The 17,204-nt window shown below is 63.0% G+C and carries 18 protein-coding genes and 1 rRNA gene; 11 read left to right on the forward strand and 8 right to left on the reverse strand.

The annotated features are described in order from the left end of the window. A 16S ribosomal RNA gene (locus AADX97_RS20380) occupies positions 1-233 on the reverse strand; the annotation flags it as partial. 441 nt (positions 234-674) lie between these two features. Next, on the reverse strand, positions 675-1,877 hold the full coding sequence (gene tyrS / locus AADX97_RS20385; RefSeq protein ID WP_374237184.1) for a tyrosine--tRNA ligase: 1,203 nt from the start codon (positions 1,875-1,877) through the stop codon (positions 675-677). Positions 1,878-2,083: 206 nt separating this feature from the next. Between tyrS and AADX97_RS20390 the strand changes: the two genes are divergently transcribed. Next, complete coding sequence (locus AADX97_RS20390) at positions 2,084-2,368, forward strand: hypothetical protein (protein WP_374238774.1); 285 nt, start codon at positions 2,084-2,086, stop codon at positions 2,366-2,368. On the opposite strand, the gene erpA is transcribed toward AADX97_RS20390, so the two are convergent. From erpA to AADX97_RS20420, 6 genes are all read right to left on the reverse strand, one after another. Further along, positions 2,365-2,715 carry an iron-sulfur cluster insertion protein ErpA gene (erpA, locus tag AADX97_RS20395; RefSeq protein ID WP_374237182.1) on the reverse strand — a complete coding sequence of 117 codons (351 nt, stop codon included), beginning with the start codon at positions 2,713-2,715 and terminating at the stop codon, positions 2,365-2,367. The genes AADX97_RS20390 and erpA overlap by 4 nt on opposite strands. A 126-nt stretch (positions 2,716-2,841) precedes the next feature. Further along, a complete protein-coding gene (locus AADX97_RS20400; RefSeq protein ID WP_374237181.1) occupies positions 2,842-3,597 on the reverse strand; it encodes a DUF6776 family protein in 756 nt (251 codons plus the stop codon). Positions 3,598-3,689: 92 nt separating this feature from the next. After that, positions 3,690-4,721, reverse strand: a complete 1,032-nt coding sequence (gene argC / locus AADX97_RS20405; protein ID WP_374237180.1) for an N-acetyl-gamma-glutamyl-phosphate reductase — start codon at positions 4,719-4,721, stop codon at positions 3,690-3,692. A gap of 109 nt (positions 4,722-4,830) precedes the next feature. Further along, positions 4,831-5,208 carry a HesB/IscA family protein gene (locus AADX97_RS20410; RefSeq protein ID WP_374237179.1) on the reverse strand — a complete coding sequence of 126 codons (378 nt, stop codon included), beginning with the start codon at positions 5,206-5,208 and terminating at the stop codon, positions 4,831-4,833. A gap of 81 nt (positions 5,209-5,289) precedes the next feature. Next, positions 5,290-5,775 carry a DUF5063 domain-containing protein gene (locus AADX97_RS20415; RefSeq protein ID WP_374237178.1) on the reverse strand — a complete coding sequence of 162 codons (486 nt, stop codon included), beginning with the start codon at positions 5,773-5,775 and terminating at the stop codon, positions 5,290-5,292. A 143-nt stretch (positions 5,776-5,918) separates the two neighbouring features. Next, on the reverse strand, positions 5,919-6,083 hold the full coding sequence (locus AADX97_RS20420) for a rubredoxin (RefSeq protein ID WP_374237177.1): 165 nt from the start codon (positions 6,081-6,083) through the stop codon (positions 5,919-5,921). Positions 6,084-6,304: 221 nt separating this feature from the next. Between AADX97_RS20420 and AADX97_RS20425 the strand changes: the two genes are divergently transcribed. The 10 genes from AADX97_RS20425 (at position 6,305) to prpC (ending at position 17,113) form a co-directional block, all read left to right on the forward strand. Next, positions 6,305-7,096: a hydroxymethylpyrimidine/phosphomethylpyrimidine kinase gene (locus tag AADX97_RS20425; RefSeq protein WP_374237176.1), complete on the forward strand. Its 792-nt coding sequence runs from the start codon at positions 6,305-6,307 to the stop codon at positions 7,094-7,096. Continuing rightward, positions 7,093-7,728 carry a thiamine phosphate synthase gene (gene thiE / locus AADX97_RS20430; protein ID WP_374237175.1) on the forward strand — a complete coding sequence of 212 codons (636 nt, stop codon included), beginning with the start codon at positions 7,093-7,095 and terminating at the stop codon, positions 7,726-7,728. Before AADX97_RS20425 ends, thiE begins: the two co-directional genes overlap by 4 nt. Next, the gene (hemL, locus tag AADX97_RS20435) at positions 7,725-9,008 is read left to right on the forward strand and encodes a glutamate-1-semialdehyde 2,1-aminomutase (RefSeq protein WP_374237174.1); all 1,284 of its coding nucleotides are present in this window, start codon (positions 7,725-7,727) and stop codon (positions 9,006-9,008) included. The genes thiE and hemL overlap by 4 nt, the downstream gene beginning before the upstream one ends. A 447-nt stretch (positions 9,009-9,455) precedes the next feature. Continuing rightward, positions 9,456-11,351, forward strand: a complete 1,896-nt coding sequence (locus AADX97_RS20440; protein WP_374237173.1) for a propionyl-CoA synthetase — start codon at positions 9,456-9,458, stop codon at positions 11,349-11,351. Positions 11,352-12,269: 918 nt separating this feature from the next. Continuing rightward, entirely contained in the window at positions 12,270-12,605 is a 336-nt protein-coding gene (locus AADX97_RS20445) for a hypothetical protein (RefSeq protein ID WP_374237172.1), read from the forward strand. Positions 12,606-12,632: 27 nt separating this feature from the next. After that, positions 12,633-13,265 carry a choice-of-anchor J domain-containing protein gene (locus AADX97_RS20450; protein ID WP_374237171.1) on the forward strand — a complete coding sequence of 211 codons (633 nt, stop codon included), beginning with the start codon at positions 12,633-12,635 and terminating at the stop codon, positions 13,263-13,265. Further along, positions 13,243-13,857 carry a hypothetical protein gene (locus tag AADX97_RS20455; protein WP_374237170.1) on the forward strand — a complete coding sequence of 205 codons (615 nt, stop codon included), beginning with the start codon at positions 13,243-13,245 and terminating at the stop codon, positions 13,855-13,857. The genes AADX97_RS20450 and AADX97_RS20455 overlap by 23 nt, the downstream gene beginning before the upstream one ends. Positions 13,858-14,030: 173 nt before the next feature. Continuing rightward, entirely contained in the window at positions 14,031-14,714 is a 684-nt protein-coding gene (locus AADX97_RS20460) for a GntR family transcriptional regulator (RefSeq protein WP_374237185.1), read from the forward strand. Between the two features lie 149 nt (positions 14,715-14,863). After that, the gene (gene prpB, locus AADX97_RS20465; RefSeq protein ID WP_374237169.1) at positions 14,864-15,751 is read left to right on the forward strand and encodes a methylisocitrate lyase; all 888 of its coding nucleotides are present in this window, start codon (positions 14,864-14,866) and stop codon (positions 15,749-15,751) included. Between the two features lie 207 nt (positions 15,752-15,958). Then, positions 15,959-17,113, forward strand: a complete 1,155-nt coding sequence (gene prpC, locus AADX97_RS20470) for a 2-methylcitrate synthase (protein ID WP_374237168.1) — start codon at positions 15,959-15,961, stop codon at positions 17,111-17,113. Positions 17,114-17,204 lie beyond the last annotated feature (91 nt).

Consider the following 17,204-nt stretch of genomic DNA (forward strand, 5'->3'; position numbering starts at 1 on the left):
GCTAATCGGACATGAGCTCGTCTCGACGCGAGAGCCGAAGCCCCCTTTCACCCGTAGGTCGTATGCGGTATTAGCCCGAGTTTCCCCGGGTTATCCCCCACGTCGAGGTGGATTCCCATGCATTACTCACCCGTCCGCCACTCTACTCGCCCCGAAGGACTTTCGCGTTCGACTTGCATGTGTTAGGCATGCCGCCAGCGTTCAATCTGAGCCAGGATCAAACTCTTCAGTTCAAACCGTCATCATCTACCGAAGTAGATGATTTATCCTTGCTCAACAAACTCTTCGTCACCGAAGTGCTTGCCGATGTCTCTTTGGAATCATCCAAACGACACCGGAGCACCCGCACAAATTATCTGATGACCCGATATGTTAAAGATCTCTCTCTCAGCTCGACTCGGTTCCGGCATCGCCGATCTTCCGCTCCGCCAAGACCGACAATTCTACAGCTCCCGAGGAGCTTGTCAACCCCCCGCCTCGCGCTCCCTCACCCCGCAACACCTCGCCTCCCTCGCTCCGGCAGCCCCTCCAGGACCACCACCGCTTCCGGTTTCCCCTCAGCGAGCCGCGCATTCTATACCTCTGCGCACCACTGTCAATGCCCGTGTGACGACGCGGTTACGGAAAGTCCCGGAAAACGGCCAACCTGACCGCCGAGGCGCTTCAGGCACCCTTCAAGAGACCCTCACGCGCGCGATGCGCCGCTTACCGACCTGATAGAGGTGCTGGCTGCCGGCAGCGCAGGACAGGCGGGCATCTTCGATCCGCTCACCGTCGATACGCACGGCACCCTGTCCGATCAGGCGGATCGCCTCAGAGGTACTGCCGACCAGACCCGCCGCCTTGAGTAGATTGGCAATCGGCAGCGCGCCGCCCTCGCCCGCCGACACGATCTCCTCGGGGACATCCTCGGGTATCGCGCCACGCTGAAACCGTGCCACGAACCCGTCGAGCGCTTGCCGTGCACACTCGGCGTCATGGAAACGGGTGACTAGCTCCAGCCCGAGCTCGAACTTGATGTCCCGCGGATTGGCGCCTTCGCGCACCGCGTCCCGCCGCGCCTGAATCTCGGCGAGATCCCGCGTGCTGAGGAGCTCGAAATAGCGCCACATGAGGTCATCCGACACCGACATGATCTTGCCGAACATCTCGTCGGGTGCATCCGTGATGCCGATGTAGTTACCCAAAGACTTCGACATCTTCTGGGTGCCGTCCAACCCTTCGAGGAGCGGGACCGTAATGACCACCTGCGGCTCCTGGCCGTAGGCCTCCTGGAGCTGGCGCCCGACCAAAAGGTTAAACTTCTGATCGGTTCCTCCCAGCTCGACATCCGCCTGCAGCGCGACGGAGTCGTAGCCCTGGATCAGGGGATAGAGAAATTCGTGGATCGCGATCGGCTGCCCGCCCTTGTAACGTTTGGCGAAATCGTCACGCTCGAGCATCCGAGCCACGGTGTGTCGGGCTGCCAGCTGAACCAAGCCGGCCGCTCCGAGCCCTTCGAGCCATGACGAGTTGAAGACGACACGCGTGCGATCCGGGTCGAGGATCCGGAAAACCTGATCTTGATAGGTCTTAGCGTTGTCTTGAATCTGCTCGCGGGACAGGGGCTTGCGTGTTGCGCTCTTTCCCGTGGGGTCGCCGATCATCCCGGTGAAATCACCGATGAGAAAGAGGATCTCATGCCCGAGATCCTGGAATTGGCGCAGCTTGTTGAGGAGAACCGTATGCCCGAGATGAAGGTCGGGGGCCGTCGGGTCGAATCCCGCCTTGATCCGCAGCGGACGCCCGAGGGCCAGCTTCCGGCGAAGTGCATCTTCGAGGAGGATTTCGTCGGTCCCGCGTTTGATGAGCGCGAGCGTGCGTTCGAGTGGCTCCATGATCGTCAATCGTCCAACCCGTTGGGCTTTGGCTAAAAGCGGACGAGGTTACGACGGAGACGAGATGCCCACAAGTCGCCGGTCATCTGTCACTCAGTTAGCCCAGGAATGGCCCCGGGCGCGGCTTGTCGCTTGGCCTCTTTTGGGTCTACACTAGTAGATACCTGGAAAACTTCGTATTTTCCGAGCCTTGTGATCGAGTGATGATGCGAGACTACAAATTTAGACAAACGGAATGGCCGAGACGCAAGGCGCGCAGCAAACCCCTCAGGGTCATCGCAGTGGTGTTGGCCGTGCTTGCGCTTGCGCTCTTGGGATATGCCGCCTGGCAGTGGTTTTCGACCCGGCCGGCCGAAGACAGCGCGGCCAAACCGCCCGATAGGCGCATCATCCCGCTTACGATTCCGCCGAAGCACTCGACGAGCGCTCCGGCCGAGTCGGAAGAATCTGCAACCCCGCCGGCGCAGGCGATCCGGCCGGGGCAGAACTAAGTCGAGAAGGACGAGCCGCAGCCGCAGGTCGTGGTCGCGTTGGGGTTGCGGATCACGAACTGAGCACCCTGGAGACCCTCGGTGTAGTCGATTTCCGAACCCATCAGATACTGCAGACTCATCGGATCGACCAACAGGGTGACGCCGTCGGTGACGACCTCCGTGTCGCCGTCCTGCACCTCTTCATCGAACGTGAACCCGTACTGGAAGCCCGAGCATCCACCTCCCTGGATGTAGACGCGCAACATCAAAGAGGGATTACCTTCCTCGGAAATCAATTGGGCCACCTTGGATGCGGCAGAATTGGTGAAAACCAGCGGTAGATCAGCGGCAACTGCGGTCGTCATGGTAGGTCGGCTCTCGGGTTGAGGATTCCAGAACACTTATCCTATGCTCTTCGTCGGTTTTTTCAAGCGCGTAGGTCCGTCGGCGAGGTAGCACGAGCGATTCGGCGACTTGAAGATTGAGTCGCATCAAGCACCTCGAGGCCATGCCTCCGGGAGCGCCCCGACCGGCGCCTCCGTCGTCGGGGACCACGGAAAGGATTCCGATGTCGGCATTAAGCGATCGTCGGACGGCTCGATCTTGATCAGAACGCTGGATGGCTCAAAATCATCGGGTAATGCGAAAGATCCGGACAGACTTTGGAGATACTCCAGCGCGATCGGCAGGGCTCGCGGTTCCGCGCTCGGGAGATCCTCGAGCGACAGCGTCACGGCACCGCTTGGGGTTCGCCCTTCGATCTCGAATCGAACATAGCCGGTGGACTCCGCGAACCCCGGGCTAACTTGGGTCAAGGTGAAGGTATAGCGGAACACCTTGGGGGTAGCTTCGGAGACGATGCGCAAGTCTTGAACCCGGATTGCGCCGCGGTCGCCCTCTTGGACCAGTCGCTTCAGGTACACAAGCTCTCGACTCAATTCCAATCGAGCGTCTTCCGCTTCCTTGAGTTGATCGGTCAGCGCGCGCACCGTCTCGCGGTCGATCTGATGACTTCGGTCCGAAATGACGCGTTCGCGCAACGCGGCCGCAAGCTCGCTTCGCAACGCATCGCGCTCCTCCACCACGGCAAGCCGCTCCTCATCGAGTGCAACCAAATCCGGCTGCAGGAGCGATGTTACACGCTCCCAGCCGAGCTCGAACCCCGCCCAGAGCGCCGCGGCCAAGAGCAGGGCATAGAAACCGCCCGCCAGCAGCCGGTAGGAGAGGCGTCGCGATGAATCAGACATGAGGTGGGTGAGAACCCGAACCGAGACTCCGGTACATGGACCGCTTGCGCATCGGATCACCCGAGTCCATCGGTCTCAAACTGGCCCGGCCTTCAGGGCAGGAGAGCCAATGCGTCCAGCCCGGCGGTTTCTTCAATTCCGAACATCAGATTCATGTTCTGAACCGCCTGCCCTGCTGCGCCCTTCACCAAGTTGTCGATCACGGACTGGACGACGACGACACCTGAGTCACCTTGACGGGTCGCCGCCATCCGGCAGAGGTTTGACCCGCGCACCGAACGGGTATCCGGATGCGCCCCACCCGGCATCGGATCGACAAAAGGCTCTTGCGCATAATAGGTCGAGAAGAGGTCGTCGAGATCGACGTCGGATCGGGTCAAGCGCGCGTAAAGCGTGGCTTCAATCCCGCGGATCATCGGGACCAGATGGGGAACGAAGGTCAGATTCAAGGCAGAACCGGAGAAACGTTCGAGGTTCTGAGCGATCTCTGGCGCATGCCGATGCCCGGGGACGGAATACGCCTTGAAGCTTTCGCCGACCTCGGCCATCAACAAACCCGTCGTCGCCTTGCGCCCGGCACCGCTGACGCCGGACTTTGCGTCGGCAATCAACCAGCTCGGATCGACCACTCCGGCGGCGAGCAGAGGCACAAACCCGAGTGTCACCGCCGTCGGATAGCAACCCGGATTCGCCACCAGTCGTGCTCCGCACACCGCATCCCGATTGAGCTCCGGCAACCCGTAGACCGCCTCGGGTAGAAGCTCGGGACAGGCATGAGGCATCCCGTACCAGGTCTCCCAGAGCACGGGATCCTTCAAACGAAAGTCGGCGGCCAGATCAACCACACGCACACCGCGTGCGAGTAGATCGGGCACTGCCTTCATCGCTGTTCCGTTGGGCGTTGCGAAGAACACGAGGTCGCACTCAGTTAGCGCACCCTCGTCGGGCGCCGTGAACTCGAGATCCAGCCGCCCCCGCAGATGAGGAAACATCTCGGCAACGGGGACCCCTGCCTCGCTCCGCGACGTGATGACCGCCAGCTCGGCGGCGGGGTGCCGTGCCAAGATCCGCAAGAGCTCCGCACCCGTATATCCCGTTCCGCCGACGATTCCGACCCTCACCATACCGACTCGACTCCAAACGCGCGAAAAGCAGAATGCGATCCTCTATCGCCCCAACGAAAAAAGCGGCATAAGCCGCTTCTCGTTTCGAGGCGACGCGAGGCCTTCGGGATCAGGAACAGCCGCCGCCCGAGGACGACGAGGACCCGCAAGAGCCGCAGCCTCCGCCACTGCCGACCTGCGGAAGGTTGTTGAACACGAAGGTCGCGTTGCCGTCGCCTTGATCGACGAAATCGATCTCCACACCGCGCAGATAGGGCAGCGTACCGTCGTCGACCACCACCTTGAAGCCGTCGTACGCCAACACGCCGTCGTCGTCGTTGATGGCGTCGGTGAAGGTCATCCCGAAGCTGATGCCGCTGCATCCGCCAGGCGTCGCAAACACACGCACGCCCTGAACGTTGTCGTCGACTTGCCCGAAAAGATCGGCCATCTTCGCCTGAGCCGGCGCGGTCAGCGTCAGCTCCATTTCATTCAATACCGCAGACATAGGTCTCGACCTCTTGACAAATCGATTTGATGGCGGAGGTTAGCAGAAAACCCGACGATTATACTACCGCAAGATTAAGGGTCAAAGCTCAAGCCGCCCTTGAGCGGCGAGCAAGGCGAGATGACGCTCGGCATCGACGAGGTGTCGGCCCCAGTGACGATCGAACCCGAAGGCCCAGCCCCTCAAAGCGCGCTCGGGGTGACAAGCATAGAGTGCGAGTCCGGATTTCAGCTCGCAATAGATGTCGGTCAGGTCGTCCGCCAAGCTCCCGGTCATCCCGTCGGCACCCTCGCTCGCCCGATCGAACTCCAGCCAATAGCCGTCGCGATCGGCGAGCAACTGCCGCAACTGCCAGAACAGCTCGAAGCGCGCATCGAGATCCAGAGCGCTCGTAGGGACAATGTCCGAGACCGGGGTCGACACCGAAGAGATCGCCGCTTGGAGACGCGGCAGGAGACTCGCCACGTCCCCCAGCCAGCGCCGCCGAACGTCGCCTGCCGACGCCTCGATGAGGTCGCAATAGCGCCTCGCCAGCCCGGCAACCTCCAGGCCCTCGAGTCCGCTCACTTGTCGTTCCGCGATCGCGTCCATGTCAAGGAGTGTAGACGAGAAAATCCGCAATGCGCGGGAACTACCGAGCCCTTGCAGCCGCTCGGATTCGCCTACCGACCCACTGCTCGGCGTCGCCGGTTCGTCAAGATCGCGGTACATTAGATCTCGACCATCTCGAAATCATCCTTCCCGGCACCGCACTCGGGACACTTCCAATTGAGCGGGACATCGTCCCAACGCGTCCCGGGCGGGATATCGTCGTCGGGCCAGCCCTCGGCCTCGTCGTAGATCAAGCCGCAAATCACACACATGTAGGTCTTCATCAGGTCGCTCCGTCGCGGTTCCGGCCCCCGGCGCAAGGGTGTGTCGGGATCGACATCCATAATGACGTCCGGGTTTAATGGCCTCAAATGGTCGGGCGGATCGATTCGGATTTCAACGAAACTCGGGCGAATCATCTCCGAGATTCCGCGGAACGCACTCCGCGGCGGCGCCGAACGGACCATTCCAGCTGCCACGCCGGCTGAAGAGAAGAGACTTCCCCATGAGCACGATCAACGATCGACCCGTCGTCCTCTGCGTCGGCGGCCACGACCCGAGCGGCGGGGCCGGCATCCTCGCCGACGCCGAGGCCGTGCGGGCCGCGGGCGCCTTCCCGGTCACCGTCATCAGCGCGCTGACCGAGCAAAACACCTGCGGGCTTTCGCGCGTCTACCCGCAATCCCCCGAGCATGTCGAGGGGCAGTGCCGCGCCCTGTTGCGCGACTGCATCCCCGGCGCACTCAAGATCGGGATGATCGGCAGCGCCCCGCTGATCGACTTGCTCGGCACGCTGATCGACGAAAACCCCGACCTTCCGGTGGTCCTCGACCCCGTCCTGGGCAGCGGCGCCGGACAACGGGTCGCGGACGCCGCCATGCTGGATCGCTTGCGGGTGAGCCTGATTCGTCGCAGCACGCTCGTCACGCCGAATCTGCCGGAGGCGCAAACCTTGACCGGCGCACTCGGTCCATCCGACTGCGCGACGCGCCTGCTCTCGCTCGGCGCACGATGGGTCCTGATCACGGGCACGCACGACGACACCGCCGACGTCACCAATTGGCTGTTCAATCCCGAGGGGCTTCAACAACGCCTGGACTGGCCGCGCCTGGCCGGCGAGTATCATGGTTCGGGCTGCACGCTGGCGAGCGCGATCGCCGCCCGCCTCGCGCTCGGGGCGGCGATGCCGGAGGCCGTCGCCGAGGCCCAAGCCTACACCTGGGAAAGCCTCGATCGGGCACTCCGAACCGGCCGCTGTCAACTGACACCCAATCGCCTTTACGCACTCGACCGATGACACACCTCGACGGACTCTATCTGATCACCCCGGACACCGCGGAGCCCCCCGGCGTCCTCGCCGAGCAGGTCGCGCAGGCCATCTCGGGCGGGGCCAGACTCGTCCAGTATCGCCACAAAGGACCGGATCGACGGCTTCGACGCGACCAGGCCATTGCCTTACTCGGCGTCTGCCGTGCCGCGGACGTCCTCCTCGTCATCAATGACGATGTCGCACTCGCCGCGGAGATCGGCGCCGACGGGGTCCACCTCGGCCGCGACGACGGCGACCCCATCGCGGCCCGTCGGCGCCTCGGCGCGGACGCCATCGTCGGCGTCTCCTGCTACGGCGACTTCGAACTCGCCCGGGCCGCCGAGCGGGCCGGGGCCAGCTATGTCGCCTTTGGGAGCTTCTTCCCCTCGGCCACCAAACCGCATGCGGTGCGTGCCTCCGTGGGGCTTCTGAGCGCCGCGCGCGACAGCCTTCGCATTCCCGCGGTTGCGATCGGCGGGATCACGCCACAAAATGGCGGGCTATTGATCGCGGCGGGCGCCCGGATGCTGGCGGTCGTGACCGGTGTCTTTGCGCAGCCGGACCTCGCCGCCGCGGCGCGCGCCTATGCCTCACTTTTTGTCGACGGAGACCCCCGATGAGCCGATCCCATGATCTCTTCCAAGCCGCGCAGCGCCATATCCCCGGCGGCGTGAACTCGCCGGTGCGCGCGTTTCGCGGCGTCGGCGGCGATCCGGTCTTCTTCGAAAGCGCCTCCGGGGCCTATGCGATCGACGCCGACGGCAAGCGCTATGTCGACTATGTCGGCTCCTGGGGCCCCATGATCCTCGGGCACGCGCATCCGCAGGTCATCGCGGCCGTGCAGGAGCGCATCCAGAAGGGGCTCTCCTTCGGCGCCCCGACCGAGCTGGAGACGACCATGGCCGACCGCGTCTGCGCGCTGGTCCCGAGCATGGACCTGGTCCGCATGGTCAGCTCCGGCACCGAGGCGACCATGAGCGCCCTGCGCCTGGCCCGCGGCTACACGGGTCGCGACAAGGTGATCAAATTCGAGGGCTGCTACCACGGCCATGTCGACTCGCTCCTGGTGAAGGCCGGCTCGGGCGCACTGACGCTCGGCGAGCCGAGCTCGCCGGGCGTGCCCGCGGCCCTGGCCGAGCTGACCATCACGCTGGCCTACAACGACCTGGAGCAGGTGCGCGAGACCTTCGCCGAGATCGGCAGCGAGATCGCCTGCATCATCGTCGAGCCGGTCGCCGGCAACATGAACTGCATCCCGCCCGTGCCGGGATTCCTCGAAGGTCTGCGTGAGATCTGCGACCAATACGGCGCCGTGCTCATCTTCGACGAGGTGATGACGGGCTTTCGCGTCTCGCGCGGCGGCGCCCAGGAGCTATTCGGCGTCACACCGGACCTCACCGCGCTCGGCAAGGTCATCGGCGGCGGCATGCCGGTCGGCGCCTTCGGCGGCAAGCGCGAGATCATGTCCCGCATCTCCCCGCTCGGGCCGGTCTATCAAGCCGGCACACTCTCGGGCAACCCGATCGCAATGGCGGCCGGCCTCAAAACCCTGGAGCTGCTCAGCGAGCCCGGCTTCTACGACCGCCTGAGCGCGACCACCTCAAAGCTGCTCGCGGGACTGCAGGCACGCGCCGATGCCGCGGGCATTCCCTTCAGCACCAATCAGGCCGGCGGCATGTTCGGGCTTTTCTTCACCGGCGAGAAGGTGACCAACTACGAGCAGGCGACCACCTGCAATCAGGACCAGTTCAAGACCTTCTTCCACGCCATGCTCGAGCGCGGGGTCTACCTGGCGCCGTCCGCGTTCGAGGCCGGTTTCGTCTCGATGGCGCACGGCGAGGCCGAGATCCAGGCGACGCTGGATGCGGCCGAGGAGAGCTTTGCCCAAATCGCCTTCTAAACCGCTGCTAAACCGCGCCCGGCGCGACATGCGCCGTTCGTGACTCGGCTCGGCGCTGGTGCGGCCCACCAGCGCCGGAGTCGGCGCGGTTTAGGTGTTTAAGAACATTGTGTTTAAACCGCGTTCAGAGTGAAATGCGTGGTTTTCATTGTGTGTCGGGCTCAAGGATTTTCCGACCTTTGCGGAGACGCGGTTTAGAGTTTACGATTTTTTGATCTCTTAAACCGCGCCGACTCCAACGGTCGTTAAGTCTGCCGGAGCCGATCCCATCCAAAAAAATCGCATACCGCAACGGGCGCGGTTTAATGTTGCATCGCAGCAAATGCGCAGAAGCCTTCCGATCTTAAACCGCGTCAACTCCAGCGGTCGTCAAGTTTTCCAGAGCCGATCCCATCCAATAACATCGCGTATCGCGCCGGGCGCGGTTTAACTACCGAGGAAATCACCATGGGTTATCAAGCCGTCTACGAGCGGTCGATGAAGGATCCGGAGTCGTTCTGGGCCGAGGCCGCCGAGCTTATCGACTGGGATCGGCCGTGGGACAAGGTCCTGGACAGCGCCAATGCGCCATTTCATCGCTGGTTCGCAGGCGGGATGTTGAACACCTGTTACAACGCCGTGGATCGGCACGTGACCGCCGGACGGGGCGATCAGCCTGCCATCATCCACGACAGCCCCGTCACCGGCACCAAGACGGTGATCACCTATGCGGAGCTGCAGGATCAGGTCGCGCGCTTCGCCGGGGCCTTGCTGGCGCTCGGCGTGACCAAGGGCGATCGGGTTATCGTCTACATGCCGATGGTGCCGGAAGCCGCCGTCGCCATGCTCGGCTGCGCCCGGATCGGCGCCATCCATTCGGTAGTGTTCGGCGGTTTCTCCGCGCGCGAGCTGGCCACCCGGATCGACGACGCCAAGCCCAAGGTCATGGTCGCCGGATCCTGCGGCATCGAGCCCAATCGCGTCGTCCATTACAAGCCGCTGCTCGACTCGGCCATCAATCTGGCCGAGCACAAGCCCGAGCACTGCATCATCCTGCAACGCGAGCAGGAGCCCGGCACCCTGATCGCGGGGCGCGACCTCGGCTGGACCGAGGCGCTCGCCGCCGCCGAGCCGGCCGCCTGTGTCTCGGTCGCCGCGACCGACCCGCTCTATATCCTCTACACCTCCGGCACCACCGGCCAGCCCAAGGGCGTGGTACGCGATAACGGCGGACACGCGGTCGCCATGGCCTGGAGCATGGAGAACGTCTACAACGTCAAGCCCGGCGAGGTCTTCTGGGCCGCATCCGACGTGGGCTGGGTGGTCGGACATTCCTACATCGTCTATGCGCCCTTGCTGGCGGGTTGCACCACGATCGTCTACGAGGGCAAACCGGTCGGCACACCCGACGCCGGAGCCTTCTGGCGCGTGATCTCCGAGCACCGTGTCTCCGTGCTCTTTACCGCGCCCACCGCCTTCCGCGCCATCAAGCGCGACGATCCGAACGCCGAGCATCTCGGGCGGTACGATCTCGGCAACCTGCGTGCGCTCTTCCTCGCGGGCGAGCGGTGCGACCCGGATACGCTCGGTTGGGCGCAAAAGATCCTGGGCATCCCGGTCATCGACCATTGGTGGCAGACTGAGACCGGCTGGGCGATCGCTGCGAACTGTCTCGGCATCGAGCAGCTCCCGGTCAAACCCGGCTCGCCAACGCGCGCTGTACCCGGTTACGACATTCAGGTCCTGGACGACGAGGGGCGCTCGGTCACGCCCGGCAATATCGGACGCATCATGATCAAGTTACCGCTGCCACCGGGTTGTCTACCTACGCTCTGGGGCAACGACCCTCGCTTCATCCAGTCCTATCTCTCGGCGCAACCCGGCTACTACCTGACCGGCGACGCCGGCTATCTGGACGAGGACGGCTACCTGTTCGTCATGAGCCGCATCGACGACATCATCAATGTCGCCGGTCACCGACTCTCCACGGGGGCGATGGAAGGGGTACTCGCCTCCCATCCGGATGTGGCCGAGTGCGCCGTGATCGGGGCGCACGATCAACTCAAGGGCGAGCTGCCGCTGGGCCTGGTCGTGCTCAAATCGGGCGTCTCGCGCAACGATGCCGTCATCATGAAAGAGCTGGTGAATCTGGTCCGCGATCAGATCGGACCCGTTGCCGCCTTCAAGACCGTGGCCATCGTGCAGCGCTTGCCCAAGACCCGCTCCGGCAAGATCCTGCGCGGCACCATGAAGTCGATCGCCGACGGCAAGGATTACCGCGTGCCCGCCACGATCGACGATCCCGCCATCCTGGAAGAGATCGAGACGGCACTGGGCAAGATCGGCTACGCACAGCACGGCTGATCGGGCATATTCTTCAAGCCGAGCCGGACGCGGACATGGGTGCGACATCCGCTCGGCAGCAAACATTCCTCGCTCCCAGCCATCCCCCGCGTAGCACGGATCCGTTTTTGAACAATCTCTCACGGAGCCACGGAGACACGGAGGAAACATCTCGGATTCTACGTGCCCTCCGCATCGACACGAGAAGCATTTTGGGTTGGAACCAGGGTGTTGACGGATAGGCGGCAAGCTCCCTGCAAGGGAGGAGGGAGACCGTCTAAACGAGACACAAGCGTCTCCCCTCCCCTCGCGGGAGGGGCCGGGGGAGGGGGTCTAAAGCATGCCGTTACCCATATTTCTGAGATTCTCTCACGGAGACACGGAGGCACGGAGAAGACGCGCGCGACACCAGAGCCTTATCGACCCGAGACCAAGGCCGGAAGTCGGTCGGGCGGTCCTTAGCGCGACGATGAGATGGCACATCGCTATTGATTTATCAATTGTTATTCAAAATTTTTTGTGTCTCCCTGTCTCCGTGTCTCCGTGTCTCCGTGAGAGAAACTCTTTTTTTGAGATGTGGGTAAAGGAATGGGGCTAAAGGGTTAAGCTTGGCATTGCACAATCTCCGATCCGCATCGGCGTCACGGCATGACAGTGCTTTGATACCGACTCAATCCATTCCGATTGGAGTTCCTCCCCAATAAAAAATATATAAAACAGAAACCTAGAACACTATAAGAGAACATATCCATTCGTTAGGTATGGATTGCAGACCGCACTCTTCGCGTTTACGCTTTACGCGGGCGTCGGTGCTTCCTAGAGCCGAACCGTTTCGCGGTCGGTCCCTCATGGTCGTGGCGCAGCCCCCCGGACCTTTCGAGGTCTCGGTCGCACAAGGTGATCACAAGAATCCACCAAGCGTTGCAAACAGAGAGGACCATGCTGTCACATCAATCGCGGTTCGAGCGGGCGCCGCGTCAGCCCGTCCAGATCAAGGCCGGGCACCTGCCGGACACAGAGACCGTCGACCGAGGAATCGCATTCACCGAACCGGCCATCGCGAGAGACGCCACCACACCTCAAAGGCTCGGCCTCCGGTCCCGTCGGGGCCTGCGCGGCTGGATCGGGGCGATCCTCTGCGCGCTCGCCCTGACCCCGCTGCCGGCCAGTGCCCAGACCCTCTTGCAAGAAGGGTTCGAATCCGGGTGGGGGAGCTGGTTTGCGGACAATGGTGTTTGGGAGGTCGGTACGCCGACGGCCGGTCCAGCGGCATGAAAGGCAGGCGCAAAATGCGCGGGCACCGTGCTCGGTGGCAACTATCCCGCTTATACCGACTCGCGATTGATCAGCCCGCAGATCAGCCTGCCGAGCGTCTCGGGTGACGAGCGCATCCTGCTCAGATTCTGGCAGCAATTGTCATACTCCTCGTATGACTATGCTTATGTCCAGGTGAGTTTTTACGACCCGGATACCGCGCAATGGTCGGAATGGGCGCAGCTCGGCGAGCGATTGGAAGCAGGCGACGTCAGTCCCGTTTGGTCATATCGCATGGACGACCTCACTGCCTATGCCGGAAAGGTCGTAAAATTCGCCTGGTACCATAGTGCCCCGTACGAAAGCACTGGCTGGTACATCAACGAGGTCACGATCCTCGAGAAAATCCCGAGCGTTTCCAATCCGGAAGGCTTCGATGGAGGCTGGGGCGATTGGTCGGCGACCCGCGGACTCTGGGAGGTCGGCACACCGACCGCCGGCCCCCCGGCATGTCATGGCGGCAGTCAATGCGCCGGTACCGTGCTCGATGGCAACTACGCCGCTTATACGGACAGTCGCTTCATGACACCGCCGATCCGACTGCGCGATGAGCCGAATATCTCGCTCAACTTTTGGCATTGGTTCTCCTTTTCGAGCTATGACGCGGGCTTCGAGCTATGACGCGGGCTATATCCAGATCTCGGTCTTCGATGGTACGGCTTGGTCGGATTGGCAACCGCTCGGCGGCACCATCACCGGTGTGTCGGAGGTATGGTCCTTCTGGCGTGATGACGATGAGTTGCCACGCTACGCTGGCCAGCTAGTCAAGATCGCCTGGTTCCACACGGCTAGCTACCCGTACGAAAGCACCGGCTGGTACATCGACGACATCGAGATCGACGCCGCCACCGGCCCACAGCAGCCGCCCGAGGCGCAGATCAGCGGAGCGCCCCTCCAGGTAAGCCCCGGTGACCTAGTCGCGCTGAGCGGTTCCGGCTCATCCGATCCCGACGGCCAGATCGCGAGCTATGCCTGGTCGACGATGGGTTCTTGCGGCATCGCCGGCGCGGCGAACGGGGTGGATGCGAGCGTACAGATCGACGCGGACGCAGCCGAAGGCAGTCAGTGCAAAGTCCCACTTGAGGTGACTGACGATCTCGGCGCAAGCGACAGCGATGAGGCCGTGATGACCGTTGACTGTCCGACAGAGTTCTTGTTAGCCAGTGCCCAACCCGCGCCGGCATCACAGTTGGGCACGCTGCGCTTTGCCTAACCGACCCATTCTTACTATCGGCGCCCACCGCTGCTTCTTCCGACCGCCCCGCATCATGGCCGCAACCGGCCTATCCCTACCGCTGGATAACATTATTGTCGACACATAGTCTTGACATATGCCGTCTATAGCTTAAATTAGACGCATACTCCGCAACACTGTCGACAGAGATGATGCCAGGCGTTGACGCTATTCTGGAACTTGAGACCTCGACGATCGCCGATCGTGTCTTCGGTCAGGTGCGCCAGGCGATTGTCGAGGGCGAGATCCCCGCCGGCAGCAAGATCAGCGAGCCGGCACTCGCAGCCCGCTACGGGATCAGCCGCGGCCCGCTGCGCGAGGCCATGCGCCGGCTCGAATCCACCAATCTCGTCGAACGCCGCCCGAATCTCGGCGCGCGGGTCATCACCCTGTCGAACGATGAGCTTCTCGAGATCTATGTCATCCGTGAGGCGCTTGAGGGCATGGCCGCGCGGATCGCCGCGGAACGCATGTCCGATGCAGCCATCGCAGACCTGAAGGGCCTCTTGGAGCAGCACAGGCACGAGGTCGCGCGTGCCGACTGGCAAACCTATTTCCAGCAGGAAGGCGATCTCGACTTCCACTTCCGCATCGTCCAGGGCAGCGGCAACCGGCGCCTCATCGACATTCTTTGCAACGACCTCTACCACTTGGCGCGCATGTACCGCTGCCAGTTCGGGATGAAAAGCGACCGGGCGGCGGATGCGCTCAAGGAACATGAGCTGGTGGCCGACGCCATCGCCGAGCGCGATGGCGAGCTGGCCGAATGGCTGATGCGACGGCATATCCGTGCATCGCGACGGGCGATCGAGCGTCGGCTGGCGGGCGAGCGTTGAGCGGCGCCGCGAGCCGCCAGCCCTTAATAATATATTTTTTTAATAACCTAAACCGCGTCTGCTCCAGCGGTCGTCAAGTCTGCCGGGGCCGATCCCATCCAAAAACACCGCATACCGCGCCGGGCGCGGTTTAGAAGGAGATGACCCGCATGACCGAAACTCTCACCCCCGGCGCCCGGCTTCGGCTTGCCGTCCAAGAGGAGCATCCTCTTCAGGTGGTCGGCGCCGTCAACGCCTATCATGCCATGATGGCCGAGCGCACCGGTTATCGGGCGCTTTATCTCTCGGGCGGCGGCGTGGCGGCCTGCTCCTTCGGAATCCCGGATCTGGGCATGACCAGCCTGGACAACGTCTTGGAAGATGTACGACGGATCACCGACGCGACCGACCTCCCGCTGTTGGTCGACGCCGACACCGGCTGGGGCGGCGCCTTCAACATCGCCCGCACCGTGCGGTTGATGAACCAGGCCGGCGCGGCCGGCTGCCATATCGAGGACCAGGTCGCGGCCAAGCGCTGCGGTCATCGTCCCGGCAAGGCGATCGTCTCCAAGGAGGAGATGGTCGACCGGATCAAGGCCGCCGTCGATGCACGCACCGACGACTTCGTCATCATGGCCCGCACCGACGCGCTGGCCGTCGAGGGGATCGACTCGGCCATCGAGCGCGCTGTCGCCTGTGTCGAGGCCGGCGCGGACATGATCTTTCCCGAGGCCATGACCGAGCTGGCCCAGTACGAGCAGTTCATCGCCGCGGTGAAGGTCCCGGTCCTGGCGAACATCACCGAGTTCGGCTCCACGCCGTACTTCACGACATCCGAGTTGGGCGAAGTCGGCGTGTCGCTCGTGCTCTACCCGTTATCCGCCTTCCGTGCCATGAACCTCGCCGCACTCAAGGTCTACGAGGCGATCCGCCGCGACGGCACCCAGGCCGCCGTGGTCGACACCATGCAGACCCGCATGGACCTCTACGATTTCCTGAACTACCACGGCTTCGAGCAGAAGCTCGATGAGCTGTTTGCGCACGGCAAGTCTGATTGAGCCGCCCCGGGGAGAGCTGTTAGCTGTTAGCTGTTAGCTGTCAGCGAGCAGGCAGCGATGGCTAGGCCGACAGCGGAAGGCTGGACGCTGATAGCTGATAGCTGATAGCTGATAGCTGATAGCTGATAGCTGATAGCTGATAGCTGATAGCTGATAGCTTAAGGACCGAACAAAGACAACCGCATCACACCGATCGAGGAGAACAAGATGGCCGAAAACCAAGAGAGCCAACTGCCGAAACCCAAGAAGTCGGTCGCCCTGTCCGGCACCGTAGCGGGTAACACCGCCGTCTGCACCGTCGGGCGCACCGGCAACGATCTGCATTATCGCGGCTACGATATCCTCGACTTCGCCGATCAGGCCGAGTTCGAAGAGATCGCCTATCTGCTGATCCACGGGCACTTGCCGACATCCGCCGAGCTTGCCGCCTACAAGCGCAAGCTGCGCGCGCTGCGCGGCCTGCCCGCCGCACTCAAGACGGCTCTGGAGCAGATCCCGCCCTCGGCGCACCCGATGGACGTGATGCGCACCGGCGCATCCTTGCTCGGCACGCTGGAGCCGGAGAAGGACGACATGCCGGTCGCCGCGGCACGCGACATCGGCGATCGCCTGGTCGCCAGCTTCGGCTCCATGCTCCTCTATTGGTACCACTTCGCCCACAACGGCCGGCGCATCGAGGTCGAGACCGACGACGAGTCGGTCGGCGGACACTTCCTCAACCTGCTGCACGGCAAGTCCCCGTCGGCGGAGTGGGTGCGCGCCATGCACACCTCGCTGATCCTCTACGCCGAGCATGAGTTCAACGCCTCGACCTTCGCCGCACGCGTGGTCGCCGGCACCAACTCGGACATCTACTCAGCCGTCACCGGCGCGATCGGCGCACTGCGCGGACCCAAGCACGGTGGCGCGAACGAGGCCGCCTGCGAGATCCAGAGCCGCTACTTCAGTGCCGACGAGGCCGAGACGGACATCCGCGAGCGGGTCGGACGCAAAGAGATCATCATCGGCTTTGGTCACCCGGTTTACACGACCGGCGACCCGCGCAACGAGGTCATCAAGACGGTCGCACGTCGCCTGTCCGAATCCAACAAGAACATGCGCATGTTCGAGGTCGCCGACCGCCTCGAAACCGTCATGTGGGACATCAAGCAGATGTTCCCGAACCTCGACTGGTTCTCGGCGGTGTCCTACGCGCAGATGGGCATTCCGACCCCCTTGTTCACGCCGATCTTCGTCATCTCGCGCACCACCGGTTGGGTGGCGCACGTCATCGAGCAGCGCATCGACGCCAAGATCATCCGTCCGAGCGCCAACTATGTCGGGCCGGAGAATCTGAGCTGGGTGCCGATCGAGAAGCGGTGAGCGGACGGGGGTTCGGGTCCAGGGTCCAGGGTCCAGGGTCCAGGGTCCAGGGTCCAGGGTCCAGGGTCCAGGTCAGAACGCCTTGGTTCAG

Origin of the sequence: Thiocapsa sp. C2-2m (assembly GCF_041903745.1) — a bacterium.
GTDB classification, from domain to species: Bacteria; Pseudomonadota; Gammaproteobacteria; order Chromatiales; family Chromatiaceae; genus Thiocapsa; species Thiocapsa roseilacustris.

Bases quoted from the DNA above. Each gene is read 5' to 3' on its own strand.
- AADX97_RS20455 (WP_374237170.1), top strand. From the start codon at position 13,243: ATGACGCGGGCTTCGAGCTATGACGCGGGCTATATCCAGATCTCGGTC.
- AADX97_RS20400 (WP_374237181.1), bottom strand. From the start codon at position 3,597: ATGTCTGATTCATCGCGACGCCTCTCCTACCGGCTGCTGGCGGGCGGT.
- hemL (WP_374237174.1), top strand. From the start codon at position 7,725: ATGAGCCGATCCCATGATCTCTTCCAAGCCGCGCAGCGCCATATCCCC.
- prpC (WP_374237168.1), top strand. From the start codon at position 15,959: ATGGCCGAAAACCAAGAGAGCCAACTGCCGAAACCCAAGAAGTCGGTC.
- AADX97_RS20390 (WP_374238774.1), top strand. From the start codon at position 2,084: ATGCGAGACTACAAATTTAGACAAACGGAATGGCCGAGACGCAAGGCG.
- AADX97_RS20425 (WP_374237176.1), top strand. From the start codon at position 6,305: ATGAGCACGATCAACGATCGACCCGTCGTCCTCTGCGTCGGCGGCCAC.
- AADX97_RS20445 (WP_374237172.1), top strand. From the start codon at position 12,270: ATGCTGTCACATCAATCGCGGTTCGAGCGGGCGCCGCGTCAGCCCGTC.
- AADX97_RS20420 (WP_374237177.1), bottom strand. From the start codon at position 6,083: ATGAAGACCTACATGTGTGTGATTTGCGGCTTGATCTACGACGAGGCC.
- tyrS (WP_374237184.1), bottom strand. From the start codon at position 1,877: ATGGAGCCACTCGAACGCACGCTCGCGCTCATCAAACGCGGGACCGAC.
- prpB (WP_374237169.1), top strand. From the start codon at position 14,864: ATGACCGAAACTCTCACCCCCGGCGCCCGGCTTCGGCTTGCCGTCCAA.
- AADX97_RS20410 (WP_374237179.1), bottom strand. From the start codon at position 5,208: ATGTCTGCGGTATTGAATGAAATGGAGCTGACGCTGACCGCGCCGGCT.
- thiE (WP_374237175.1), top strand. From the start codon at position 7,093: ATGACACACCTCGACGGACTCTATCTGATCACCCCGGACACCGCGGAG.
- argC (WP_374237180.1), bottom strand. From the start codon at position 4,721: ATGGTGAGGGTCGGAATCGTCGGCGGAACGGGATATACGGGTGCGGAG.
- erpA (WP_374237182.1), bottom strand. From the start codon at position 2,715: ATGACGACCGCAGTTGCCGCTGATCTACCGCTGGTTTTCACCAATTCT.
- AADX97_RS20460 (WP_374237185.1), top strand. From the start codon at position 14,031: ATGCCAGGCGTTGACGCTATTCTGGAACTTGAGACCTCGACGATCGCC.
- AADX97_RS20440 (WP_374237173.1), top strand. From the start codon at position 9,456: ATGGGTTATCAAGCCGTCTACGAGCGGTCGATGAAGGATCCGGAGTCG.